The following is a 25,132-nucleotide window of genomic DNA, read 5'->3' on the forward strand; positions in this document are numbered from 1 at the left end:
GAGATCACGTGTCCACACCCGTCCTGCCTGTCGTTCCTCCCTACGCCACGATGCTCGGGTTCACTCGTTATGTCGCCCGCACCGGCCCCGCCAAGGCCACGTTCGTCGGCGGCCTGCGCCGCCAGCGCGAACGCCGTTCCGGCTTCAACCCGCACGGCCAGCTCGTCAAGGCCCTCAAGGCGGACATCGCGTTCCGCACCGGCGGCAGCTACCTGGCCGCCGTCCCCGAGCTGGTGAAGCCCCGATGGAAACCGCTCTACGAGTCGGTCAGCGCCGGCGCCACGTCCTACCTGCACTCCCTGGGCGACCCGGCCCAGGTCGGCCTCGCCCAGACCCGGGACGCGCTCGCCACGGTCGGCCCTCTGGCAGTCAAGATCAACCCCCACTTCGGCCTACGGTACGACGACGGCCGCCGCGAAGCCGTCCGCCTGCACTTCGACGAGGACCCGCCCACCACCGAGGCCGTCACCGCCACGCTGCACCTGATGGCCCGCCACGCCGATCAGATCCTGCCCAACGCCGAACCGGTGCTGGTCGACGTCCGTCGCGGCGCCACCCACCGTCTCGACCCGGCCACCAAGACCGCCGACGTGGAGCGCTGGCTCGCCGGCGAGGCGGCCGCCTTCACCGCGATGTGGGGAACCACGGCGGCCTGACCCGCTGACGACGACCGACGGTCCTTGCCGCCGGTCACCGCGGATCACCGGATCACCGCGGATCACCGGATCACCGCGGATCACCGGATCACCGCGGATCACCGGATCACCGCGGATCACCGGCTCCCGGGGCGCGCCCCGGGAGCCGGTCCAGCGGTGACGCTTCCTCGTGCGACGCACCGCCGGCCTCACCGCACCCGCCGGCCTCCCGCACCCGCAGGCCTCGCCCGCACCCGCCGTCGAGCACGGCGACCCCGACGCCCACCACGTCGCACCCACTCGAGCGCGGCTGCCCTGACGTGTCGCGGGGTGTCGATCACCGGCACCTCACGTCCGACCCGCCGCCGTGTGCACCTGAGGCAAGCTCCACGCCCCAGCCCCCCACACACCCAGCCCCGACCACCCCCGTGGGGACCTACGGCACGCTCCACGCCCCAGCCCCCCACACGCTCAGCTTCGATTACCCCCGTGGGGACCTGGGACCTGATCCGCGCCCCAGTTCCCCGCACTCGGCCGTTCCCCGCACTCGGCCGTTCCCCGCACTCGGCAGCCGGGTCGCGTCGCCGGCACCTGTGCCGAGTTCGATGATCGACGCTCGTTTCCCGCCGTCCTCGGGTGAACCAGCGGCCAGCACCGCACCACGTCTCCCCACGCACCACCCAGGCATCCGGTCGGCGTCGCGGATGCGCTCTTCGGCTGGGTCGGCCGGCCGAATCGGCAGGATTTTTCCGGGTTTCGGCGCGGGAACCGCTTAGGTGCAGACCGGTTGCGACGATGTCTCTCGGTGTAAGCGGGGGAACAACGTCGGGGGGCGTTCGGTCATGCAGGCAATCACTCGGATCGCGGGAAACACGGCTCTGGCGCTGCTGGGCGCGGCGGCCGGGATGCTGTTCCAGCCGGCTCCGGCCGGGGCTGCGACGCCGAGCCTGCCGAGCCTGGTCGCGTACGTGCGGGGCGGGGACGTCTACGTCAGCAAGGGTGCCACCGAGAAGCGGCTGACCACCGGCGGTGGGCACTCCCGGCCGCGCTGGTCGGCGAACGGTAAGCAGCTTGTCCTGCTCAAGGGCGGCCAGCTGTGGACCATGAAGGCGGACGGCACCGCCAAGCGGCGGCTCACCACCCGCGCGGCGTCGGGTGCGTCCTGGTCGCCGGACGGCAAGTGGATCGCGTTCGCCTCGCTGTCGTGCACCGGCGGGCCGGGCGTCTACCGGATCTCCACGAGCACGCCGAACGCCTTTCCCGAGGTGCTCTTTCCGAGCGAATGCCGCGGCGAGGAACTGCCGGCCGAGCCGGCGGTGACCCCGGCCCAGGTGGGGACGCTGAGCGACCGGCTGCGGTACGACGACGCGGTGGCCTGGTCGCCGGACGGCACCAGGGTGGCGTTCCGCGGCGGCATCTGCGAGTCGGTCTACGACGCCTGCCTGAGCATTGGCCGGGTGGACACGGGCGACGAGAAGACGGCGGCCGCGTACGGCGGTGGCAGCCTGCAGAACTCCGGTTTCGCGGTGGTTCCGTGCTGGAGTGCGGACGGCACCAAGCTGTCCTGGACGGCGTACCAGGAGGGTGAGACCGCGGCCGACGACCGGCCGGTGCACCTGGTCGAGTATGACGTGGCGACCGGCGCGAAGCGGACCGTGGGCGGCGCGCTGGACCGGGAGATGGCGTACGTGGACGCGAAGCGCGGCGTGGCGACCGGCCAGTACCGGGGCGGGTCCTGGGTGATGGTGGTGAGCCTGACCAACGGCTCCCGGGCGCCGTTCCGCTCGGGGTCGCAGCCCAGCGTGCAGCCGCTGGTGAAGTAGCGACGGGGAACACTGTGCGCGGCGCCGGTCGGCGAAGTCGACCGGCGCCGCCGTATCGTGGGCGGCGCCATGACGGAGACCGACACCGCGCGCCCGATCCGCACGTTCCATCCGCGGCGGGGCCGGATGAGCGCACGCCACGCCGGCGCGCTGGACCGGCTGTGGCCGACGCACGGCGTGACGGTGACCGACGGCGACCGCACCCCGCTCGACCTGGCGGCGCTGTTCGGCCGGGAGGCGCCTCGGGTGCTGGAGATCGGCTTCGGCATGGGCGACGTCACGGCGGCGATGGCGGCTGCCGACCCGGGGCGCGACTACCTGGCGGTGGAGGTGCACACGCCCGGCATCGGCAACCTGCTCGCGCTGGTCGAGGAGCAGAATCTCGATAACGTACGGGTGGCGCACGGTGACGCGATGGAACTGGTGCACCGGCTCGCCCCGGGCAGCCTGGACGCGGTGCACGTGTTCTTCCCGGATCCGTGGCCGAAGGCGCGGCACCACAAGCGGCGGCTGATCCGGCCGGCCCACGTGGCGCTGCTGCGTGACCGGCTGCGGTCCGGCGGGGTGCTGCACTGCGCGACCGACTGGCCGGACTACGCGGAGTCGATGGCCGAGACGCTGGCGGCCGACCCGGGCCTGCACCGGGTGCACCCGAAGCCGGCGTCAACCCAGCCGGCACCCGCAGCGCGAACGGGACCAGCAGCGCAACCGACACCCGCAGCGCAGCCGGCACCGGCGGCGCAAACGGGACCGGCAGCGCAACCGACACCCGCGGCGCAGCCGGCACCCGCGGCGCAAACGGGACCGGCAGCGCAACCGGCACCCGCGGCGCAGCCGGCACCCACGGCGCCACCGGACACCACCGGGCAGGCGGACACCACCGGGCAGACGGCAACCGCGGCGCGGGCGGGACGCGCAGGGCGGATGGGGGCCGTGGGACGGCCGGAGACCAAGTTCGAGCGGCGTGGGCGGGACGCCGGCCGGCCGATCACTGACCTGATCTTCCGGCGCGCTTGAGCTGCGCGGTGGCCGGCTCCGGTCGTACCCTTTCGTTTCGCGTTTTTCCCGCTTTCCCGGCTTTAGGCTGTATCGGGAGGTCGGATGCGGCGAGAAGACCCCGGCGCCGGCGCCGGGCAGGCGGGAAGCCCGTCTGACGCCCCGGCCGACGATCTCCCGCTGCACCCGGTGCGCGACGGCAGCGGACGCGGCGGCGTGCTCGCCCACGGCGCCGCCGACCAGCTCGCCGCGCTCGTGGCCCGGGCCGCCCGCGCGCCCGCCGGACTGATCCAGGTGGTCGACGGCGATCGGTTGCGCCGGTACGGCGGGTGGGGACCGGTCCTGCCGTGGGAGGAGGTCGCCGACACCCCGATCCGGGACTGTCTGTCCGGCGCCGTGCTGGCCACCGGCGCACCGTTGTTGATCGCGGATCTGCGCACCGACCCCCGGGTGCCGGCCCGCTCCCCCATCCGGGGGCGCGGGGTGCCCGGGTCGTACCTTGCCCATCCGGTGCGCGACGACGAGGGCGCGGTGATCGGCACGTGCTGCGCGGTCGACGTGGTGCCGCGGGAGTGGACCCCGGGCGAGGTGGCGGCGGTGGCCGAGGCGGCGCAGGTCAGCGCGCTGTTGATCCGCGAGCAGGTGGCCCGGCACGAGGTGGACCGGCAGCGGCGGTTCCTGGACGCGGTGCTGGACAGCCTGCACGACGGGGTGACCGCGTGCGATGCCGACGGCCGGATTCTGCTGGTGAACCGGCGCATGCAGGAACTCTGGGGGGACGCGTCGGCCACGGTGGACGATCAGGCCGTGGAGGCCGGGCTGCGGCGGGCGTTGCGCGGCGAGACGGTACGCCACGCGGAACTGGTGCTGAACGACCCGGACCGGCGTACCCGGCACCTGCTGGTCGACGCGCAGCCGATCGTCGGGCCGGACGGGCGTACCGTCGGCGCCGTCCAGGCCGTGCAGGACGTCACCCGGCGCCGGCGGGCGGAACGCTTCCGGACATGCGAGCTGGGCGTGACCACGGCGCTGGCCGAGGCGCCGTGCATCGAGGAGGCCGGGCCGAAGGTGCTGGAGGCGGTGGTCGGCACGCTGGACTGGGTGCACGCCGAACTGTGGCTGGTGGACGACGCCGCCGGCGTGGTGCGGTCGGCGGCGCACTGGAGCGAGCCGGGCTGGCACTCGGAGATCGCCGTTCCGGTCGAGCTCTCGTACGGTGAGGGGCTGGCCGGGCGCGCGTGGCAGGCCGACAAGCCGCTGTGGATCCGGGACGTGGGCCGCCCGCAGAGCCTCATCTCGCAGCACACCGCGACCAGCTCCCGGCTGCACACCGCGCTGGCCGTCCCGGTCCGCGCCGGGCGGCGGCCGCTCGGCGTGCTGACCGTGTTCGCGGACCGGATCGAGGATCCGGAGGACGAGATCCTCGCGCTGATGTCCGGGATCGCCGCGCACCTCGGGCAGTTCGTGGAGCAGCGCCTGGTCGAGGACCTGCAGCGGCAGCTGGCGCGCAGCAAGGACGAGTACCTGTCGCTGGTCGGTCACGAGCTGCGTACCCCGCTGACCTCGATCAGCGCGTACACCGAACTGCTCCGGGAGCTGACCGGCGAGGAACTGGCCGCGGAAGGGCCGGCCATGCTGGAGGTGGTCGAGCGCAACGCCGTCCAGCTACGCCGGATCATCGACGAGCTGATGGAGCTGTCCGCCCTGGACACCGGGCACGCCGCGGTCTCCGCGGCACCGGTGGACGTGGCCGCGATGGTACGCGAATCCGTGGAGGCCACCCGGTCCGCGATCGCCGGGGCGCCGCTGGACCTGATCACCGAGATGCCGGACCGGCTGGTGCTCCCGGGCGACCAGCGCCGCCTGCGGCAGGTGGTGGACAACCTGCTCGGCAACGCGGTGAAGTACAGCCCGGACGGCGGCCGGATCACGGTCACCCTGCGCGCCGAGGGCGGGGCGGCCGAGCTGTCCGTGGCGGACACCGGCATCGGCGTGTCCCCGGAGGACCGCAGGGAGCTGTTCACCCGGCTGTACCGCAGCAGCACGGTCCGCGACCGGGCCATTCCGGGCACCGGGCTGGGCCTGGCGATGAGCCGGGCGGTGGTGCAACGTCACCACGGCACGATCGAACTCGTTGATCACGACGGACCCGGGACGACCGTGCGGGTCCGCCTCCCGCTGGGCCCGCGTTGACCGATCCTTCACACATGTGACCCTGGTCACGGCGGCTCGACCAGGAAAGACTGGGGTCATGACGCGCTGGACACCGGACCCGACGTTCTATCCGTCCCCCCGCGACGCGGCCACCGCACCGCCCGAGCAGCTCGCGTACATCGCCGCCTTCGACCGCGCGGCCGCGCTGCCGGACGCCATCGCGGTCGTCGACACGGACCCCGAATCGGACTCGTACGGCCGGGTGGTGGGCTGGACCGACCTGCCGCACACCGGCGACGAACTGCATCACTTCGGGTGGAACGCGTGCAGCAGCGCGCTCTGCCCGACCGCGCCGCACCCGCATGTGGAACGCCGCTACCTGATCGTTCCCGGCCTCCGGTCGTCCCGGATCTACGTGCTGGACACCAAGGACGACCCCCGGCAGCCGCGGCTGGTCAAGGAGATCCCGGCCGCCGACCTGGCCGGCAAGGCCGGATACTCGCGGCCGCACACCATCCACTGCGGACCGGACGGCATCTACGTGTCCGCGCTGGGCGGCGGCGACACGGACGGGCCGGGCGGCATCGCGGTGCTCGACCACACCACATTCGAGGTGCGCGGGGCGTGGGAGAACGACCGCGGCGACCAGTACCTGGCGTACGACTTCTGGTGGCACCTGACCCGGGACGTGCTGGTCAGTTCGGAGTGGGGCACGCCCAGCATGATCGAGGACGGTCTGGTGCCGGAGCTGCTGCTGGGCCGCAAATACGGCCACCGCCTGCACTTCTGGGACCTGGCCAAGCGCACCCTCACCCAGACCGTGGACCTGGGCGACCAGTACCAGATGACGCTGGAGCTGCGGCCGGCCCACGACCCCACCAAGGAGTACGGCTTCCTGGGCGTGGTCACCAGCGTCGAGGACCTGTCCGCCTCGGTCTGGGTGTGGCACCGGCAGAACGGCCAGTTCGCGGTCACCAAGGTGATTGACATTCCGGCCGAGCCCGCCGACGCGGACGCGCTGCCGCCGGCCCTGCAGCCGTTCGGCGCCGTACCCCCGCTGGTCACCGACATCGACCTCTCGGTCGACGACCGATTCCTCTACGTCTCCTGCTGGGGCACCGGCGAACTGAAGCAGTTCGACGTGACCGACCCGTTCCACCCGGTGCAGACCGGGTCGGTGCGGCTCGGCGGCGTGGTGGGCCGGGTGCCGCACCCGTCATTCCCGGACGAGCGCCTGGCCGGCGGCCCGCAGATGGTCGAGGTCTCCCGCGACGGCAAGCGGGTGTACGTGACCAACTCGCTGTACGGGGCGTGGGACGATCAGTTCTACCCGGACGGCGTGGGCGCGTGGCTCGCCAAGATCGACGTGGACACCGAGAACGGCGGCATCACGCTGGACCCGCGGTTCTTCCCGCACGGCGACGACTTCCGCGGGCGGCGGGTACACCAGACCCGGCTGCAGGGCGGCGACGCCTCGTCCGACTCGTACTGTTTCCCGTGAGCTGGGGGCACCTCGCGGCGCTGGCCGGGCTGGGCGCGTTCCATGGGCTGAACCCGGCCATGGGCTGGCTGTTCGCGGTGGCCCGCGGCATGCAGGAACGCAGCCCGCGCGCGCTGCTGCACTCGCTGCCGCCGATCGCGGCCGGGCACCTGGCGTCGGTCGCCGTCGTGGCGGCCGTCATCGCGGCGACCCGCTCGGTGGTCGCCGGCAACGTGGTGGGCATCGCCGGCGGGCTGATCCTGGTGGGCTACGGGCTGTGGCGGCTGCTCAGCGAGCGGCACTTCCGGTGGGCCGGGATGCGGCTGTCGCTGCCCCAGCTGGCCGGCTGGTCGTTCCTGGTGTCGTCGGCGCACGGTGCCGGGCTGATGCTGCTGCCGGTGCTGGCCACCGTGCCGCCGGCCGGCGTGCACAGCGGGCACGCGGCACCGGCGACCGGCGGCCTCACCGGGCTGGCGGCGGCCGGGGTGCACACGGTGGCGATGCTGGCGGTGATGGCGGCGTGCGCGGGGGTGGTGTACGGGTTCGTGGGGGTGAACGTGCTGCGGCGGGCCTGGTTCAACGTGGACCGGTTGTGGGCGGCGGTGATGGTGGGCGCGGGCGCGTTGACGATCGCCCTGGCCTCCTGACCGCCTGGCCTCCTGACCGCCTGGCCTCCTGACCGCCTGGCCTCCTGACCGCCTGGCCTCCCCGATCCTGGAACGCGGGACGAATCTCGGAGGGCAGGGCGAGATGGTCGCAGGCGTTGTCCCGGGCGCTGGGCGCGGTCTCGTCGTCGCCTGACTGAGGTTGTGGCGAGGGAGCGAGACCGCGGCGCAACCGGGAAACCGGACGAGTCGAGTCACTCTGGCTGATGCCGACGGGCTCGGTGTCGATCCGGCAGCACACTTGGTCGGTATGCGGCTTTCGAGCGGTAGATCTTGGAGCCAGGGCGGATCTTGGCACGGGAACGCCTCGGGGGCCACTCCGCTCCAAGATTCGTCGGAGCCTCCAAGATCTGTGAAGTGTTCCGTCAAGCGGTGACGGCGTTGGCTTCCAGGAGCCGCGGAGCTGGGCGACCTGGGCCCGCTCTCAGCCTCGTCACCGTCCACGATCAACCGCGGCTCCGCCACCCTAGATCTGGTGGGCTTCGGTCGTGTATCGACTACGGACCTCGACCCCGATCCGGCCACTAGGCGGCGAAGTGGCCCTTTTGTGCAACTTTTGCCGCACGGTAGGCGCTCCTCTCCCGGGCCGGGTGGGCGCGGACGGACGACACCGGGTGAGTTCGCGGCCTGACGTGCGGAGTTGCGGCGCGCTGCGCACCACAAATCCACGCACCCCTGTCGGCCGAGCACAGCGTGCGGAGTTACGGCGCGCCGCGCACCACAAATCCACGCACCCCTGTCGCCCGAGCACAGCGTGCGGAGTTACGGCGCGCCGCGCACCACAAATCCACGCACCCCTGTCGCCCGAGCACAGCGTGCGGAGTTACGGCGCGCTGCGCACCACAAATCCACGCACCCCTGTCGCCCGAGCACAGCGTGCGGAGTTACGGCGCGCCGCGCACCACAAATCCACGCACCCCTGTCGCCCGAGCACAGCGTGCAGAGATACGGCCCGCCGCGCACCGGGGAACCACACACGCGGCATCGCCCGACCCGGCAAGCAGAGAAACGGCACGCTCGTCAATCCCGCAGCAATCGGGCAGATCTTGGAGGCATAGGCAGATCTTGGAGGCTGCTCGCCCTCATGGGGGGCATTTCGCTCCAAGAATCGCCTCGCCCTCCAAGATCTGGCCACTCCTCCAAGATCTGGCCACTCCTCCAAGATCTGGCCACTCCTCCAAGATCTGGCCGCTCCTCCAAGATCTGGCCGCTCCTCCGAGATCTGTGAGGGTTGGTGTTGAGGGGTGGCTTGGATGGTCTGCCGGGTTACCCGGGCCGCCATCCCGGCGCGAACGGGAGACCGGGGCGGATCCACGGATCGACTCCGCGAACGGTCACCTTGCACTCAACCGCGCCTCGCGTTTGTTCCGGGTCGGGAGACGGCCGGGGCCGGTCCCGGAGGACCGGCACCGGCGAGCTCACCTACGCGGCCGGACGGTGCCCGCCGCCCCGCCGCCCCGCCGGGTCGGCTCGGCCGCCGCGATCAACCCGCCGCCGCGCCGGAACTCGATCGCCGTGGCCGCGCCGAGCTCCGGCACGTCGGCGGCGAACGAGTGGCCCAGTCCGGTCAGCCCGGCCTCGTACCGGCTGCGGAACGCCGGCTCCGCCGGGATTCCCGCGCTGTTGCGCTGGGACGCCCGCGGCGCCGCCATCGCCTCGGGCAGCGTCATGCCCAGGTCGATCCGGTTCACCAGGATCTGCAGCACCGTGGTGATGATGGTCGCCCCGCCGGGTGAGCCCAGCGCCAGGAACGGCTTGCCGTCCTTGAGCACGATGGTCGGCGACATCGAGCTGCGCGGGCGCTTGTTCGGGCCGGGCAGGTTCGGGTCGGGTGCGTCGCCCTGGGTGGGCGCGAAGTTGAAGTCGGTCAGCTCGTTGTTGAGCAGGAAGCCACGCCCGGGCACGACGATGCCGCTGCCGCCGGTCTGCTCGATGGTGAGCGTGTATTCGACCACGTTGCCCCAGCGGTCGGAGACCGTCAGGTTGGTGGTGCTCTTGCCGTCCGAGACCGGGGCACCGACCGGGGCGGGCGTGCAGCCGCTGCCCCGGATGTCGCCGGGTGGGACCGGCTTGGTCAGTGCCTGCCCCGGGTCGATCCGGCAGGCCCGCTGCCTGGCCCAGCGGTCGCTGATCAGACGGTCCAACTGCCACTGCGGGGTGTACGCCCCGACGTACCGGTTGCGGTCGGCGAAGGCCAGCGCGCTCGCCTCCAGGTACTGGTGCAGCACCTGCACCTCGGACGCCGACGACAGGTTGGTGCGCTCCATGATGTTGAGCGCCTCGCCGACCGCCACGCCGCCGCTGGACGGGGTGGACATGCCGTACACGGTGTGACCGCGGTAGGTCGACCGGGTCGGCGCCGGGTGCCGCAGCCGGTAGTTGGCCAGGTCGCTCAGGCGCAGGTCGGCGCCGCGGATCTCGTACTGCCAGGGGCTGAGCGGGTTCTCGGCGACCGGCGGCTCCTGCACGGTGGCGACGATGTCGCGGGCCAGCGCACCCCGGTAGAAGGCGTCGGTGCCCTGCCGGGCGATCAGCCGGTACGTGTCGGCCAGATCGGGGTTGCGCAGCACCGTGCCGACCGCGGGCGGCGCGCCGCCGGGCAGGTACAGCTCGCTGGTGGACTCGAACTGGCCGAACGGGGCGGCGTTGTCGGCGACCTGCTGGCGGAACGTGGCGTCGACGGCGAATCCGCGGTCGGCGACCCGGGCGGCCGGTTCCAGCAGGCTGCCGAGCGGCCGGCTGCCCCACTTGCGGACCGCGGAGGCCCAGGTGGCGGGGGTGCCCGGCACGCCGACGGAGAGTCCGCTGACGCGGGCCTCCGGGAAGGCGTACGGCTGGCCGGTCTCGGGGTTGCGGAACCAGTCCTCGGTCATGCTCGCCGGCCCGGTCTCCCGGCCGTCGATCGTGTGGACCTTGCGCTGCTTCGCGTCGTAGTAGACGAAGAAGCCGCCGCCGCCGATGCCGGCCGAGAACGGCTCGGTGACGCCGAGCGTCGCGGCCGCGGCCACCGCGGCGTCGACCGCGTTGCCGCCGCGGCGGAGCACGTCGAGGCCGACGGCGGTGGCGGTGGGGTCGACGGTGGAGACGGCGCCGCCGTACCCGTAGGCGGTGGGTCCGAGCGGGGCGCCGCGCGCCGCCGCCGGTGCGGCGGTGACGCCGACGGTGGTCAGGGTCAGCAGGGCCGTGACGGCCGATGCCGTGGTACGTCGGAACCGCATCGTTCCTCCGGGAGGCGAAGTGGACGGTCCACCCCTGCCTACCGGTCCGCACCCGATGGCACAACCGGAACGGTCAGGTATGTGCCGCCCAGGTGGCGTACATCGCCGCATATCTCCCGCCGGCGGCGACCAGGTCGGCGTGCGAGCCGGATTCGACGATCCGGTGGTCGTCCACCACGATGATCCGGTCGGCCCGCATCGCGGTGGACAGCCGGTGCGCCACCAGCACCGCGGTACGGCCCTCCAGCAGGGTGTCGAGGGCCGCCTCTACCCGCAGTTCGGACCGCAGGTCGAGGCTGGAGGTGGCCTCGTCGAGCACCACCACCCGGGGCTCGGCGACGAAGGCCCGGGCCAGCGCGAGCAGTTGCCGCTCCCCGGACGACACGGACTGGCCGCGCTCGTGCAGCAGGGTGTCCAGGCCGTCCGGGGACCGTTCGACCAGTTCGCGCAGGCCGACCGCGTCGACCGCGGCCCACACCTCGTCGTCGGTGGCGTCCGGACGGGCGAACGCGATGTTGTCGCGCAGCGTCCCGGCGAACAGGAACGGCTCCTGCGGCACCACGCCGATCTGCCGCCGCAGCGAGGCCAGCGTGACGTCGCGCAGGTCGTGCCCGTCGATCCGGATCCGGCCGGACGTCGGATCGTAGAAGCGGGTGACCAGCTTGGCGAGCGTGGACTTGCCGGCGCCGGTGGGGCCCACGCAGGCGATGGTCTCCCCCGCGGCGACGTGCAGGTCGACGTGGCGCAGGACCGGTCGGTCCGGGTGGTACCCGAACGTGACGTCGGAGAAGACGATCTCGCCGCGGATCGGCGGCAGGTCCGGGGCGCCGGGGCGGGGCCGGACCGACGGCACCGTGGACAGCAGCCCGCGCAGCTTGCCGACCGCGGCCTTGGCCTGCTGGTACTGGGTGTAGAGCTGAACCAGCTGCTGGACCGGCTGGAAGAACGCGCTGAGGTAGAGCACGAACGCGGTCAGCTCGCCGACGGTGAGTTCGCCGCGCAGCACCATCCGGCCGCCGACGTACAGCATGGCCGCCATCGCGAGCAGGCCGATCACCGAGGTGCCGGGGCCGTACACCGCGTTGATCCGGCCGGTGTGGTCGTTGGCGTCGCGGTACCCGCCGACCACCTCGCGGTGCGCGACGACGTTGCGGTCCTGCCGGTTGTGCGCGGTCACCACCCGGACGCCGTTGAGGCTCTCGGACAGGTCGGCGAACATCGCGGCGATGGCGTCGCGCTGCCGGTTGTAGCCACGGTCGGCGGCGTGCCGGAACCACAGCGACGCCACGGTCAGCGGCGGCACCACCAGGGCCAGGGTGATCAGGGCCAGCCCGGCGTCGTAGTGGAACAGCACGCCGGTGACCACCACCATGGTGAGGCCCTGGATGAGGAACTGGGCGAAGCCGTCCTGCAGCAGGCTCTGCAGCGCCTCCACGTCCGAGGTCATCCGGGTCATGGTGACGCCGGCCTTCTCCGACGTGTAGTAGTCCAGCGACTGCCGTTGCAGGTGGGCGAAGACGCGGATGCGCAGGTCGCGGGTGGCGGACGCGGCGAGCCGGCCGCTCTGGCGCATGCGTACCGCGGTGGCCAGGCCGGTCAGCAGCACCGCCGCGGCGAACGCCGCCGTGGCGGCGACCAGCACCCGCAGGTCGCGGGCCGCGATGCCGTGGTCGATGCCGATCTGCACCAGCAGCGGCCCGGCCTGCAGCAGCAGCGTCTCCACCAGCACGGCCAGCGCCGCGGCCAGCAGCAGCCCGGGCCGGCCGGTGAGCAGCCGGGTGAACGTGATCCGGCCGCCGGTGTCGCCGGCCGGGTCGTAGCTCACCCGCGGATCGCCGTGCCCGGGTTCCCGTGCCTCCAGCCGGGCCACGCCCTCGGCCAGGTCCGGCGGGATGCCGGCGAACGGCAGGCCGTTGCCCTTGCGCCCGGCCGCCCCCACGGTGGACCGCCCGCCGACGTTGAAGCCGCCGAAGCCCCCCGCGAACATGCTCATCAGGCGGCCGCCGCGCCCTGGGCGGCCAGCACCCGGCCGTACCGGGGCTCGTTCCGCAGCAGCGTGCGGTGCGTGCCGGAGGCGACCACCCGGCCGCGGTCCATCAGCACGACCCGGTCGGCCAGCCCGATGGTGGAGAGCCGGTGGGCCACCACGATCGTGGTCCGGCCCCGCATGGCCCGGCGCAGCGAGGCGTGGATCTGCTGCTCGACCGCCACGTCGATGGCGCTGGTGGCGTCGTCCAGGATGAGGATCGGCGGGTTCACCAGCAGCGCCCGGGCGATCGCGATGCGCTGCCGCTGGCCGCCGGAGAGCGTGTAGCCGCGCTCGCCGACCACCGTGTCGTAGCCGTCCGGCAGCGCCCGGGCGAACCCGTCGGCACCGGCTGCCCGGGCCGCCGTCACCACCTCGTCGCGGGTGGCGTCCGGCCGCCCGTACGCGATGTTGTCGTGGATCGACAGCGAGAACAGGAACGGCTCGTCCGGCACGATGCCCACCTGGTCGCGCAGCCGGGCGAGCCGCAGCGTGCGGACGTCGTGGGAGTCCACCGTGACCCGGCCGGCGTCGACGTCGTAGAAGCGGGCCACCAGGCGCCCCAGGGTGGACTTGCCGGAACCGGTGGCGCCCACCACGGCCACCGTCTCACCGGCCCGGACGTGCAGGTCCAGGCCGTCCAGCGCGGGCGTGCCGTTCGGGTACGCGAACCGCACCCCCTCGAACCGGATGTCCCCGGTGAGCGCGGCGTCGACCGGGTCCGGCGGGTCCGTCACCTCGCTGCGGGTGTCCAGGATCTCGTAGATGCGCCGGGCCGACGCCGACGCCCGCTGACCCATCATGATCATCATGCCGAGCATCCGGAACGGCGGCTGCAGCATCAGGACGTACGAGTTGAACGCCACGATGGTGCCGACCGTGGTGCCGCCGTCGATCACCATGATGCCGCCGACCAGCAGCACCAGCGCGAGCCCGAGGCGCGGCAGGTTGTCCAGCAGCGGGTTCCACCGGCTGCGGATCCGGGCGTCCTGCAGGTACGCCCAGCGGATCCGGTCGGCGGACGCGGCCAGGGTGCGCAGTTGCCGGCCCTCGGCGGCGAACGCCTTGACGATCCGTACCCCCTGGATGTTCTCGTCCACCACGGTGGCCAGGTGCGCGAGCCGGGCCTGGATCAGCCAGGACACCGGGAAGATCGCCTTGCGCATGCTGACCCCGAGGACGCCGATCACCGGCATGGTGGCCATCGCGATGATCGCCAGCGGCACGTTGATGGACAGCATCAGCACGAACGCGACCACCGCGATCGTGCACTGGACCAGGATCGAGGGGCCGAACGCCAGGTACATCTGCACGGCCCGGATGTCCGAGCTGGACCGGGACATCAGCTCGCCGGACTGCACCCGGTCGTAGAAACCGAACGGCAGCCGCGCCAGGTGGGCGTAGACGATGTTGCGCAGGTCGTACTCGATCTCGTACGCGGTGCGCAGCAGGTAGAGCCGGGCCAGATAGTTGATCACGCCTTGGAGCAGGGCCAGCCCGACGATCCACCAGACGTACGGGGCCAGGTCGGCGGTGCGGGCCACGACGGCGTCGTCGATGCCGAGGCGCACCAGGTTGGGGATCTGCACCTGGACCACGAGACCGGCGAAGGACAGCACCAACGAACTGATCAGCAGCACGCGGTGCGCCCGGACCAGCGGGTACGCCCGACGTAACCAGGACTTGCGGGTGTCCGGGTCGATGGACGCCCGGGGGGCGCGACGGCTCAAACGGCGGCTCCTGCTTCTACCGACGGTGCTGCATCGGCCCGGTACTTAGCCTGGCTAACGATACCCCCGCCGGGCCGGCGCCCGCACGCCCACACCGAACGGATCGGGCGCCACGCCGGGACAGGCGGCCCCGGCCGGCGGGCGGCGCAGGTCGATGAGGTACCGGTCCACCACGGACGTCACGCACGGGCTGCGGCCGTACACCACGTGCCCCCACCCCCGGTAGGTCACCAGCGTGGCGGCCGGCCCCAGCTGGGCGGCCACGTTGCGGGCCCAGGCGAGCGCGGTGGCCGGGTCGTACCGCGCGTTGATCAGCAGGGTCGGCGTGCTCGCCGGCCGCAGCGCCCGCTGCGGGTTCGCGGCCGGCGTGGGCCAGCCCAGGCAGCCCACCACGGCGGAGGCGGCGAGCGGCGACACCCACATCTGCGGCGCCCGGTTCCGCAGGTTGCGCAGCACCCGGGCCAGGGTCGGCCAGCCGTCCACCGGCAGCCGCCAGTCCGCGCAGAACACCGCCGGGAAGGTGTGCTCGACCAGATCCACCCGGCGCGCCGCCGTCCGCCGGGCGCCCGCCTCGGCGTCCTTCAGGTAGTACGCCAGGGAGTACCACTGCGGATCGTAGAACGAACTGAAGGCCACCCCGATCAGATCGAAGACCGTCAGACGGTACGCCGGACGGTACGGGTCCCACAGCGTCCCCGCCGCCGCCCGGGCCCGCAGCGACGCCCACAACGCCGGCACGTTCCGACCGCGCAGCGCGCACAGCGGGTCCCGGGCGCACCAGGCCACGAACTGCTCGAAGGCGGCCTGCACGCTGTCGGTCTCCACGGACAGGAACGCGGCGGTGCCGACGCTGTGGTCGACCACGCTGTCCAGGGCCACGGCCCGCACCCGGTCCGGGTACTCCTGCGCGTACTGGGCGCCGAGCAGCGTGCCGTACGAGGCGCCGTAGAAGGTCAGCCGCCGCTCGCCGAGCGCGGCCCGCAGCGCCTCCAGATCGTGCACCACGCTGAGCGTGTCGACGTGGTCGAACACCGGCCCGGTCTGCCGTCGGCAGTCCGCGGCCAGCCGCCGGTTGTGCGCGATCACCGCGAGGTACTCCTGCGGCGTGGTCGGCAGCGGCGACGGCGTCGCGTCCACCAGCGCCCGGGTGCACACCACCGGCCGGCTGCGGCCGACGCCGCGCGGGTCGAATCCGACGATGTCGAAGCGGGCGCGCACCTCGGGGCTGAAGAACTCGGCGGCGCCCAGCGCCATGTCCACCCCGGATCCGCCCGGCCCGCCCGGGTTCACCACCAGGACACCGATCCGGCGGGCCGGATCGGTGGCCGGCCGCCGCGCCACCGCGATGTCGACCCGGCCGGAGTACGGGTCGGCCCGGTCGATCGGCACCCGCAGCTTCGCGCACCGGGCCGTGTCGTCCTCGGCGCAGGGTCTCCACCTCAGCCCGGTGCCCCGGTCGGCGGCGGCCGGCGGCGCGGCGGCCACCACGGCGACGAGGGTCAGGAACACGGCCAGGATCGGCCGGGTGGTTGCTGGCACTGCGCTGTCTCTCCGCCCTGCACGGCAGCCCTGCCGCGCGCCGTCCCATCCTGGAGCAGAAAGCCCCGACAGTCCGGTAGAAACGGGCGTTTTGCCGCGAAAAGGGGGCCCGGATCACTCCGGGCCCCCTCGTCGGTCGTGCGACTAGATCTTCAGGTGGCGCAACGCCCGCTTGACGAAGTCGGTGCGTTCCGCGAACGGCAGACCCTCCAGGCCGAAGCCGAGGAAGACCGTGTCCGCGGTGGTGGTCACCGCACCGGTGTCGAACGCCTGCTGGCTGCGGCGCCAGTCGTCGAGGTTCTGGGCGGTGCCCGGTGGCGGACCGGCCACCGTCCAGCCACCGAGGTCACCCTCGAAGGAGGTCCGCTCGGCGACCGCACCGTCCACCTCGACGCGCACGTCGTCGAGCAGCACCCCGAGGCCCTGGGTGCCCCAGTCGGACATGTAGGAGATCGAGACCTCGACCTGCTTGCCCGCGTACGCGGACAGGTCGACGTCCCACTCCTGCCAGCCGCCGCTGTTGCCGGTGGCCGCGTTCCAGGTGCCCGTCGTGCCCGTCGGCGAGCAGTCCTCGCCCTGGTAGTGGGCGATGAACGGGTGGATGCTGGTCAGCTCCGAATCGGCCCGGCAGCTCTCCCCGGTCCCGGTCTGGGTGTGACCGTTCGCGTCCGGCAGCGTGGTCCAGTCGTCCGAGCCCACCACGTGCGCCTCGACGAACATGTAGTCCCAGTCCACCTCGATGTCGTGGGAGACCTGGAACTTCAGCCGCGACGACTCCGCCGAGGTGAGGTTCACCGTCTTGGTGAGCCGCTTCCACGACACGTCGGACTGGCCGCTGTAGAGGTACCAGTCGCCGTCGAACGGGTCGTACGGCGCCGCGCCGCCCTGCTGCCAGTCCACCGGGGCCTGGCTGGCGAACTGCGGGAACTCGTCCGCCGGCAGGTAGCTGGAGGTGGACAGGAACGCCGCGGTGTGGTTCTGGTTGCCCGCGGACCCCGGCCCGTTCAGCGTGCCGGTGAAGCCCTCGAACCGCCCCTCCCGGCCGATCAGCGGGAACGGCCCGGATTCGCCGGTGCCGCCGTCCGAGATGTACGAGTACGCCCCCAGCCAGTACTGCTGGAAGTCGTTGAACAGCGGCAGACAGGTCACGTCGTCCGGGTTGGTGCACTCCGCCGGCGGGTTGGGCTGGTACACGTACTGGCCGTCGGAACCCTGCGCGAAGCCCGCGTACTTGCCGCCGAACAGCAGCTTGCCGCCCTCGTTCAGGTAGTCCCGGAGGGCCAGCTCCACCTCCAGCGTCGACCGGGCGGCGGTGCCGGCCGGTTGGCCGGTCGCCCGCGGGATGGTGTCGTCGCCGGTCTCCCAGACCACCGCCTTGTAGTGCGACAGCACGCCCAGGTGGTGCGGCGCCTTGCGGCCCCGGGTGTCCATGTCGTACACGTCGGCCGAGTGGCCGGCCGCCTCGATCGACGCGACGTGCTCGTCGGCGTACCGGGCCGAGGTGGCCCCGTCCGGGTTGGCCGGCGAGACGCCGGTGACGTCCTCCGCGGCCAGCACCAGCACGTCGCCGCCGATGTCACTGGCCACCGTGTAGGTGAACGGCTCGCTCGACTCGGCCCCGGTGGCGGTGAACCAGACCGTCACCTTGTCGCCGGGCTTCGCACCGCGGACCGTGCCGCGGAACTCGGCGAAGTACTTGTCGTGGGTCTCGCCGTAGCGCTCCCCGCCCTGCCACTCCTTCACCGCACCGGTGCGCTCGGCACCGTTGTTGATCCGGTAGTGCAGCTTCTTGTCCTTCAGCTTGCGCTCGGCCAGCACGGCCACCGGCTGGGTCTTGCCGTACGACACCTCGAACGGGTCGGCCTGCAGGTCCGGCGCGGTCCAGCCGACCGCCGACACCGGGTTCGCCGGGTCCTTGGCGGACCGCGCCACGGAGAGCGCGAACGGGATGTTCTTCTCGAACTCCTGCTGGATCAGCCGTTCGTCGTCCGGGAAGTTGAAGCCGCTCTCGCAGTCCTCCGCGTTCCACTGGTCGTCCGGGTCGATTCCGGACGCGACCTGGCAGGTGGTCATCTCCGGGGTGAAGCCGATGGTCCCGAAGCGCACCTGGGCGTGGGTGTCGGTGTCGCCGTTGGTGGTGTACAGCTCCGCGGAGATGTCCGGGTCGTAGCCGGGCACCGCCGGGTGAGCGTCGTCGCCGGCCATCGCGATCGAGATCTGGTCGTCCGGCAACGGCGTGTTGACCTGCCAGCCGATGCCGTACAGCAGCAGTTCGGCGGCCGAGTGGTAGTTCACGAAGAACTCGAAGCCGACCCGCCGGAACAGGTTGTTGAGCGCCTGGGTCTCCGGCTCCGAGTTCGGGCTCGGACCGCGGTACGTCTGGTCCGCCGGGTCCGGCGAGGAGCCCTCGTTGTCCCAGCCCCACTTCTCGGCGAAGTTCCGGTTCAGGTCCACACCGTCGGCGGTGGTGATCTCACCGTTGCCGTCGTTGTCGCGCAGGTTCTTGCGCCACAGCCGGTTGCCCTCGGTGAACGTGAAGTCGTACCCGTCCGGGTTGGCCACCGGCAGGAACCACAGCTCGGTCGTGTTCACCAGGTTGGTCAGCGTGGCGTCGGTGCCGTACCCGTTGACAACGTGGTGCAGCAGCCGCCGGTTCATCTCCGGCGTGATCCACTCGCGAGCGTGCTGGGCGCCGGCGTACAGCACCGAGGGACGGGCGCCGTCCGGCACGTTCCGCGCACCCTTGGTCACCTTGACGGCCTGGATCGGCACGCCGCGCAGGCTGGTGCCGAGCGTCACCAGCTTGGTGATCGTGGGGTTGCGGGCCGCCACCGCGGCCAGTTCGTCGCGCAGGCCACCCGGAGCGTTGTACTGCCGGAACACCGTGGGCCCGGCGGCGGCACGCGAGCGCATCGCCGCGTTCGGCCGCTTGGCGGTCAGCGGCACGCCGGCCGCGATCAGCCGCTCGGCCTGGCGCCCGGTGAGGACGGCCTCGACCGGCACCTTGCCGCCGGACGGCTTGGCCATGACGCTCTCGTGGTTGTCCACGCCGGCATGGCGGAGTTTGTCCAATTGGGCACCGTCGAGCGTACCGACGTACACCTTCATGCTGTCGTCCGGAGGCGCCGCGGTCGCGGACGGTCCGGTGATTATCGCCGAGGTCACGCCGAGCAGCGCAGCTGCACCGGCGGTGACCCAACGTCGTGTCCTCATCTAGAGGCCTCCATGGGTAGGAAGGTCGTGAGTGGACCCTCTCCGCCCGGAGCAGGGGTGTCAATCATTCATCCGGTTGGATCGGTCAAGATCAGGTTACCTAAAGTGCAGGTTGGGACCACGTGGCACGGTAGAGAGCATGACATCTGCGACACCCACCCGCGCGCGGCTCGCCCTGACCGTGGTGACCGCCGGCGCGCTGCTGACCGCCTGCTCCGGCGACGAGAGCGGCGCGCAGCCGCCGGCGCCGTCGTTCGCGGTGCCGTCCCCCGCCGGCTCCGGGTCCGCCCCCGCGGCGCCGTCCACCGCGCCGACCGGCACCCCGGACCTCGGTGCGCCGGAAACCGTGGCGACGGATCTCAACGTGCCGTGGGGGCTGGCCTTCCTGCCGGACGGCAGCGCCCTGGTCGCGCAGCGGGACTCCGGCGTGATCGTGCAGGTCACGCCGGGTGGCGGCGCGCCCCGGGAGGCGTACCGGGTGGCCGGGGTGGATGCCGGCGGCGAGGGTGGCCTGCTCGGCGTGGCGCTGGCCCGGGACTACCCGAAGACCCGCTGGGTGTACGCGTACTACACCGGCGACGACGACAACCGGATCGTCCGGTTCAAGCTGGGCAGCGACGCCAAGCCCGAGGTGATCTTCGACGGCCTGGACAAGGCCGGGATCCACAACGGCGGCCGGATCGCGTTCGGCCCGGACGGCATGCTGTACGTCGGCACCGGCGACGCCGGCGAGGGCGGCGCGTCGCAGGACCCGGGCGACACCAACGGCAAGATCCTGCGCCTGACCCCGAACGGCGAACCGGCGCCCGGCAACCCCACCGACGGCTCGCCGGTCTGGAGTCTCGGGCACCGCAACGTGCAGGGCCTGGCCTGGGACGCCGACGGCACGATGTACGGCGTCGAGTTCGGCCAGAACCGGGTCGACGAGGTCAACGTGATCAAGCCGGGCAAGAACTACGGCTGGCCCGAGGTCGAGGGCAAGGCCGGCGACAGCCGGTACGCGGACCCGCTGGTCACCTGGAGCACCGACGAGGCGTCGCCGTCCGGCGCGGCGGTCAGCGGCGACACGCTGTACGTGGCGGCGCTGCGCGGCGAACGGCTGTGGACGGTCCCGCTGGGCGGCGGCGCACCGAAGGCCGAGTTCTCCGGCCGGTACGGGCGACTGCGCACGGTGGCCGTCGCACCGGACGGCGCGCTGTGGCTGACCACGTCGAACACCGACGGCCGCGGCGACGAGAAGTCCGGCGACGACCGCATCCTGCGCTTCCCGGCCCGCTGATCGGGGGAATCACCGGGCCGGGAAGCGACGCTGGTGTACCACTGGAGCGCTCCAGTGGTACACCAGAGCTGGGCGTCAGGCGTCGCGCGGCGGCAGCTGCGGTAGCTGCGCGATCACCGCGGCGTACTGGGCGATCTGCCGGCCGTTCGGCACCACGCCGAACGTCCGCAAGGACTCGTTGATTGCCCGGGCCACCACCTCCTCGGACTGACCGCGGTGCGTCTGCATGACCTGATTGACGACATAGTCGACACGTAGTTGCATCTGCCAGCCGACCGGGTGTCGCCCGGCGCTGCTGAAGCTCACTGGGGCGAGGGGTTCCATGCCCCCTGCTATCGGGCGCCGGTCCGCCGACTGGAGAAGCCGTGGGCGGTGCAACCGGACTGCAACCGGTCCGCACCGCCCCGACAATCAGGAAGCTCGGCCGAGCGCTCAGTGGCCGCCGGGACGCCGCTGGTCGTCGTCCGCACCGGGCTCCGGAACGCTGATCTGCAACGGGCGCCACCAGCGCCAGAGCAGGAAGAACCCGCCCAGCCCCAGCATCGCCAGGCCCATCCAGAGGTTGATCCGGACACCCTGCGCCTTGTCGATCTCGGCGGCGCTGTCGAACAGGCCGAGCAGCGCGACGATCACGCCGTACACGACGAACAGCCCGCCGATCACCAGCCGCACGTCGAACAGCTTGGCCGCCGCCGACCGGCGTTCGAGTTCCTCGCCCTGGGCGAGCATGTCGTCGTCGGGGCGGTTCGTTTCGTCAGCCATGATGGTTCCTTTCCGGGGCCGCGCGGCCTACCAGACCGGGATGTAGAGCACGAACGCCAGGACCACCGCGATGGTGCCGAGCAGGACCGGGTTGCGCCACCACACCTTGTCCGCGGCCAGCACGGCCTGACCCGAGGTGGTCGGGCCGGCCAGGCCGTAGACCAGGCCGCGCAGTTCGTTCTCCGGCCGGGGTGGGGTGAACAGCGTGACCGCGACCGCGACCACCACGGCGGTGACGAACGCCAGGCCGGCACCCCAGAAGCTCTCCTCCAGGTCGGAGTTGAACGGGACCACGTCGGCCAGGTAGAGCAGGTACAGCGTGAGTGAGGACAGGGTGCCCAGCAGCAACGACCAGAAGCCGGCCCAGGCGGACATCCGCTTCCAGAACATGCCCACGATGAAGGTGGCGAACAGCGGCGCGTTGAACAGCGAGAACAGCGCCTGGATGTAGTTCATGATGTTGCTGAAGCCGGCCGCGATGAACGCGGTGCCGATGCCCACCACGATGCCGCCGACCGTGGCCCAGCGGCCGATCCGCAGGTAGTACTCGTCGGACCGGTCCCGGCGCACGTACTGCTGCCAGATGTCGTAGGTGAACACGGTATTGAACCCGCTGACGTTGGCCGCCATGCCGGCCATGAACGACGCCACCAGACCGGTCACCGCCACCCCCAGCACGCCGTTCGGCAGCAGGTCGTTCATCAGCAGCGGGATCGCGTTGTTGTAGACCAGGTCGCCCTCCTCGGCGCCGAGGCCGCGGATGGTGATGATCGCGATCAGGCCGGGGATCACCGTGATGATCGGGATGAACAGCTTCGGGAAGGCGCCGATGATCGGGGTACGCCGCGCCGCGCTCATGTCCTTGGCCGAGAGCGCGCGCTGCACCTCGGCGAAGTTCGTCGTCCAGTACCCGAAGGAGAGCACGAAGCCCAGGCCGAACACGATGCCGATCCAGTTCGCGCCGAGCGGGTTGGCCGTGCTCGCCGTGTCCTGCCAGGTGTGCAGTGCCTGGTCGCCGAGCCGGCTGTCCCGTACCGAGTCGAACAGCCCGTCGATGCCGCCGACCTTGACCAGGCCGACGATGGTGATCGGGATCAGGCCGGCCAGGATGACGAAGAACTGCAGCACCTCGTTGTAGATGGCGGAGGACAGACCGCCGATGCTGATGTAGATCAGCACGATCGCGGCGCCCACCACGATCGACACCCAGAGCGGCCAGCCCAGCAGCGCGTCCAGGATCAGCGCGAGCGCGTACAGGTTCACGCCGGCGATGAGCACCTGGGCGATGGCGAACGTGATCGCGTTGAGCAGGTGGGTCGGGCGGTTGAACCGGAGCCGGAGGAACTCGGGGACGCTGCGCACCTTGGAGCCGTAGTAGAACGGCATCATCACGATGCCGAGGAACACCATGGCCGGCACCGCGCCGATCCAGTAGTAGTGCAGCGTCATCAGGCCGTACTGGGCGCCGTTGGCCGCCATGCCGATGATCTCGAGGGCGCCCAGGTTGGCCGAGACGAACGCCAGGCCGGTGACCCAGGCGGGCATCGACCGTCCGGAGAGGAAGAAGTCGGCGCTGGTCTTGATGGCCCTGCGGGCGGCGAACCCGACGCCCAGGACGGTCGCGAAATAGATCACCAGGATCAGATAGTCGAATACGTCAAGATCGAGCCGAAGCCCCTCCGCCGCCACAATCTCCACGGGCCACCTCCAAGACCGGGTCGGCCGCGGTGTACCCGTAGTGAAGATCTTTCACACCTGAATGTGCTAACGCAGCCCGCCGATCGCCGCCACGGTCAGGTCGGCCAGCGAGTCGACCACAAGGTCGGCCTGGGCGAGCGCGTCCGGCGCCGGCGGGTACACGCCGTGCGGGACGCACACCACGGCCAGCCCGGCCGCCGCCGCGGAGCGCAGGCCGTTGCTGGAGTCCTCCACCGCGGCACACGCCTCCGGCGCGAGTCCGAGCTTCTCCACGGCGGCCAGGTACACGTCCGGCGCCGGCTTGCCCCGCGGCACCTCCTCGGTGGAGAGCGTCACCCGGAACACCTCGGCCAGGCCGGCCGTCGCGAGCACCTGGTCGATGAGGATCCGGGCCGACGAACTGGCCAGCGCCACCGGGTAGTTCGCGGCGATCCGGCGTACCGCCTCGACCGAGCCGGGGATCAGCGGCAACGCCTCCCGGTAGCGTTCGGCCATCCGGCCCAGCACGTCGGCGGCGACCCGTTCCGGGGTGCCACCGACGCCCACCTCGTCGCTCAGGTGCCGGGCCCACTCCGGGGTGCTCATGCCCATCATCCGCTGCTGGCTGTCGGGCAGGAACTCGCGGCCGTGCTCCGCCACGTACCCCCGGCGCACGTCCTCCCAGACACTTTCGGTGTCGATGATGACGCCGTCGAGGTCGAAGACGACGGCCCGGATCCGGCTCACAGGTTCTCCACCGCCGGGATGATCTCGTCGCGGAACAGGTCGAACTGGCTCATCTTCCACGAGTGCCGCAGGCTGCCGTGGGCGACCGTGAACCCGGCCTCGGCGAGGCGCCGGAGGTCCTCGATGACCGCGCCCACGCGCTCGCCGTTCTCGCCCAGGTCGAAGGCGTACATCACGGTCTTCTCGATCTCGTCGAAGTCCCGCCCGACGTCCGCGCAGTGCTGCCGGAGCACGTCGAACTTGCGCACCACGTCCACGCCGCCGAACAGGTTGCAGGCGTCGGCGTACTGGGCGACCAGCCGCAGCGTCTTCTTCTCCCCGCCGCCGCCGATCAGGATGGGCGGGCGCGGCCGGCTCAGCGGTGCCGGCGAGTTGAGCGGCCGGTCCAGCCGGTAGTGCCGGCCCTGGAACGGCGTCTCGTCGCCGTCGAACATCTGCCGGCAGATCCGCAGCGCCTCCTCGAGCCGCTCGAAACGTTCCGCGGTGGGCGGGAAGAGCAGGCCCAGACCGCGCGACTCGTCGTCGTTCCAGGCCGCGCCGATGCCGAGCATGGCCCGGCCCCCACTGAGGACGTCCAGCGTGGTGACCGCCTTGGCGAGCAGTCCGGGTTCGCGGTAGACGACGCCGGTCACCATCGTGAGAAGCTTCGCCCGCCGGGTGTGTGCGGCGAGAAAACCGAGGGTGGTGTACGCCTCGAGCATCTCGTGTTCCGGCGGGCCGAACGCGCTGATCTGCCACAGGTGGTCCATGACGCTGATCCGGTCGAAACCGGTCTCGTCGGCCGCCGAGGCGATGTCGGCGAGCACAGGGGCCAGCCGGGCCGGTCCGTCGGGCCAGGTGAAGTCGGAGATGTGCAGACCAAGTTTCACAGGGGAACCCTAACTCCGCCGCCGGTCATACCAACAGCGACCTTGAGATGTACGGAGGGTGACGAGAGGACGCGCCCGTGGTGCCGCCGCCGGCCGCCGACCGGTTTACCCCAAGATCACCGCACTCCTCCCCGCGTGCCGTAACTGAGAGTGATGTCGCTCTCGGCCGTAACGGCCCCCGCCCGACCGGCCGACACCACCTCCAGCAGCACAAGTACGGGGTAGCCGGACGGTGCCACCCGGCCACCGTTTCGGTGAGTTGACTCTCGGTAATCGGTTGCTAGGTTGAGAGCGGCCCCCGACCGCCAGCGGGGACCAC

The 25,132-nt window shown here is 71.8% G+C and carries 16 protein-coding genes and 1 pseudogene; 7 read left to right on the forward strand and 10 right to left on the reverse strand.

Annotated features, from left to right (window positions below; all coding sequences use genetic code 11):
- The first annotated feature begins 50 nt into the window (after positions 1-50).
- From LDL48_RS18340 to LDL48_RS18365, 6 genes and pseudogenes are all read left to right on the forward strand, one after another.
- The gene (locus LDL48_RS18340) at positions 51-656 is read left to right on the forward strand and encodes a hypothetical protein (protein ID WP_225256451.1); all 606 of its coding nucleotides are present in this window, start codon (positions 51-53) and stop codon (positions 654-656) included.
- A gap of 821 nt (positions 657-1,477) precedes the next feature.
- Complete coding sequence (locus LDL48_RS18345) at positions 1,478-2,458, forward strand: TolB family protein (protein WP_225256367.1); 981 nt, start codon at positions 1,478-1,480, stop codon at positions 2,456-2,458.
- A 69-nt stretch (positions 2,459-2,527) separates the two neighbouring features.
- Positions 2,528-3,121, forward strand: a pseudogene (gene trmB, locus LDL48_RS18350) (tRNA (guanosine(46)-N7)-methyltransferase TrmB); the annotation flags it as partial.
- A gap of 438 nt (positions 3,122-3,559) precedes the next feature.
- Entirely contained in the window at positions 3,560-5,647 is a 2,088-nt protein-coding gene (locus tag LDL48_RS18355) for an ATP-binding protein (protein ID WP_225256368.1), read from the forward strand.
- A gap of 58 nt (positions 5,648-5,705) precedes the next feature.
- Entirely contained in the window at positions 5,706-7,109 is a 1,404-nt protein-coding gene (locus LDL48_RS18360) for a selenium-binding protein SBP56-related protein (protein ID WP_225256369.1), read from the forward strand.
- Complete coding sequence (locus LDL48_RS18365) at positions 7,106-7,735, forward strand: hypothetical protein (RefSeq protein ID WP_225256370.1); 630 nt, start codon at positions 7,106-7,108, stop codon at positions 7,733-7,735. The genes LDL48_RS18360 and LDL48_RS18365 overlap by 4 nt, the downstream gene beginning before the upstream one ends.
- A 1,436-nt stretch (positions 7,736-9,171) precedes the next feature.
- Here the strand turns inward: LDL48_RS18365 and ggt are convergent.
- From ggt to LDL48_RS18390, 5 genes are all read right to left on the reverse strand, one after another.
- The gene (ggt, locus tag LDL48_RS18370; RefSeq protein ID WP_225256371.1) at positions 9,172-10,971 is read right to left on the reverse strand and encodes a gamma-glutamyltransferase; all 1,800 of its coding nucleotides are present in this window, start codon (positions 10,969-10,971) and stop codon (positions 9,172-9,174) included.
- A 73-nt stretch (positions 10,972-11,044) separates the two neighbouring features.
- Positions 11,045-12,964 carry an ABC transporter ATP-binding protein gene (locus tag LDL48_RS18375; protein WP_225256372.1) on the reverse strand — a complete coding sequence of 640 codons (1,920 nt, stop codon included), beginning with the start codon at positions 12,962-12,964 and terminating at the stop codon, positions 11,045-11,047.
- Positions 12,964-14,727 carry an ABC transporter ATP-binding protein gene (locus LDL48_RS18380; protein WP_225256373.1) on the reverse strand — a complete coding sequence of 588 codons (1,764 nt, stop codon included), beginning with the start codon at positions 14,725-14,727 and terminating at the stop codon, positions 12,964-12,966. Before LDL48_RS18380 ends, LDL48_RS18375 begins: the two co-directional genes overlap by 1 nt.
- A 54-nt stretch (positions 14,728-14,781) precedes the next feature.
- On the reverse strand, positions 14,782-16,266 hold the full coding sequence (locus LDL48_RS18385) for an alpha/beta hydrolase (protein ID WP_225256374.1): 1,485 nt from the start codon (positions 16,264-16,266) through the stop codon (positions 14,782-14,784).
- A gap of 144 nt (positions 16,267-16,410) precedes the next feature.
- Positions 16,411-19,479 carry a M14 family metallopeptidase gene (locus LDL48_RS18390; RefSeq protein ID WP_225256375.1) on the reverse strand — a complete coding sequence of 1,023 codons (3,069 nt, stop codon included), beginning with the start codon at positions 19,477-19,479 and terminating at the stop codon, positions 16,411-16,413.
- A 139-nt stretch (positions 19,480-19,618) separates the two neighbouring features.
- Between LDL48_RS18390 and LDL48_RS18395 the strand changes: the two genes are divergently transcribed.
- Positions 19,619-20,758 (forward strand): PQQ-dependent sugar dehydrogenase, encoded by a 1,140-nt coding sequence (locus tag LDL48_RS18395; protein WP_225256376.1) that lies wholly within the window; start codon positions 19,619-19,621, stop codon positions 20,756-20,758.
- A gap of 75 nt (positions 20,759-20,833) precedes the next feature.
- Here LDL48_RS18395 and LDL48_RS18400 read toward each other — a convergent pair whose 3' ends face one another.
- From LDL48_RS18400 to LDL48_RS18420, 5 genes are all read right to left on the reverse strand, one after another.
- Positions 20,834-21,082: a hypothetical protein gene (locus LDL48_RS18400; RefSeq protein ID WP_225256377.1), complete on the reverse strand. Its 249-nt coding sequence runs from the start codon at positions 21,080-21,082 to the stop codon at positions 20,834-20,836.
- Positions 21,083-21,190: 108 nt separating this feature from the next.
- On the reverse strand, positions 21,191-21,520 hold the full coding sequence (locus LDL48_RS18405; protein ID WP_225256378.1) for a hypothetical protein: 330 nt from the start codon (positions 21,518-21,520) through the stop codon (positions 21,191-21,193).
- A 27-nt stretch (positions 21,521-21,547) separates the two neighbouring features.
- Complete coding sequence (locus tag LDL48_RS18410) at positions 21,548-23,209, reverse strand: sodium:solute symporter family protein (protein WP_372472145.1); 1,662 nt, start codon at positions 23,207-23,209, stop codon at positions 21,548-21,550.
- 75 nt (positions 23,210-23,284) lie between these two features.
- Positions 23,285-23,944, reverse strand: a complete 660-nt coding sequence (locus LDL48_RS18415; RefSeq protein ID WP_225256380.1) for an HAD family hydrolase — start codon at positions 23,942-23,944, stop codon at positions 23,285-23,287.
- Positions 23,941-24,813, reverse strand: a complete 873-nt coding sequence (locus LDL48_RS18420) for an LLM class F420-dependent oxidoreductase (RefSeq protein ID WP_225256381.1) — start codon at positions 24,811-24,813, stop codon at positions 23,941-23,943. Before LDL48_RS18420 ends, LDL48_RS18415 begins: the two co-directional genes overlap by 4 nt.
- Positions 24,814-25,132 lie beyond the last annotated feature (319 nt).

The organism is Jidongwangia harbinensis (assembly GCF_020216025.1).
Classification (GTDB): domain Bacteria; phylum Actinomycetota; class Actinomycetes; order Mycobacteriales; family Micromonosporaceae; genus Actinoplanes; species Actinoplanes harbinensis.

Coding starts and splice junctions, on each gene's coding strand:
- LDL48_RS18340 (WP_225256451.1), top strand. CDS start 51: ATGCTCGGGTTCACTCGTTATGTCGCCCGCACCGGCCCCGCCAAGGCC.
- LDL48_RS18345 (WP_225256367.1), top strand. CDS start 1,478: ATGCAGGCAATCACTCGGATCGCGGGAAACACGGCTCTGGCGCTGCTG.
- LDL48_RS18355 (WP_225256368.1), top strand. CDS start 3,560: ATGCGGCGAGAAGACCCCGGCGCCGGCGCCGGGCAGGCGGGAAGCCCG.
- LDL48_RS18360 (WP_225256369.1), top strand. CDS start 5,706: ATGACGCGCTGGACACCGGACCCGACGTTCTATCCGTCCCCCCGCGAC.
- ggt (WP_225256371.1), bottom strand. CDS start 10,971: ATGCGGTTCCGACGTACCACGGCATCGGCCGTCACGGCCCTGCTGACC.
- LDL48_RS18375 (WP_225256372.1), bottom strand. CDS start 12,964: ATGAGCATGTTCGCGGGGGGCTTCGGCGGCTTCAACGTCGGCGGGCGG.
- LDL48_RS18390 (WP_225256375.1), bottom strand. CDS start 19,479: ATGAGGACACGACGTTGGGTCACCGCCGGTGCAGCTGCGCTGCTCGGC.
- LDL48_RS18395 (WP_225256376.1), top strand. CDS start 19,619: ATGACATCTGCGACACCCACCCGCGCGCGGCTCGCCCTGACCGTGGTG.
- LDL48_RS18400 (WP_225256377.1), bottom strand. CDS start 21,082: ATGGAACCCCTCGCCCCAGTGAGCTTCAGCAGCGCCGGGCGACACCCG.
- LDL48_RS18405 (WP_225256378.1), bottom strand. CDS start 21,520: ATGGCTGACGAAACGAACCGCCCCGACGACGACATGCTCGCCCAGGGC.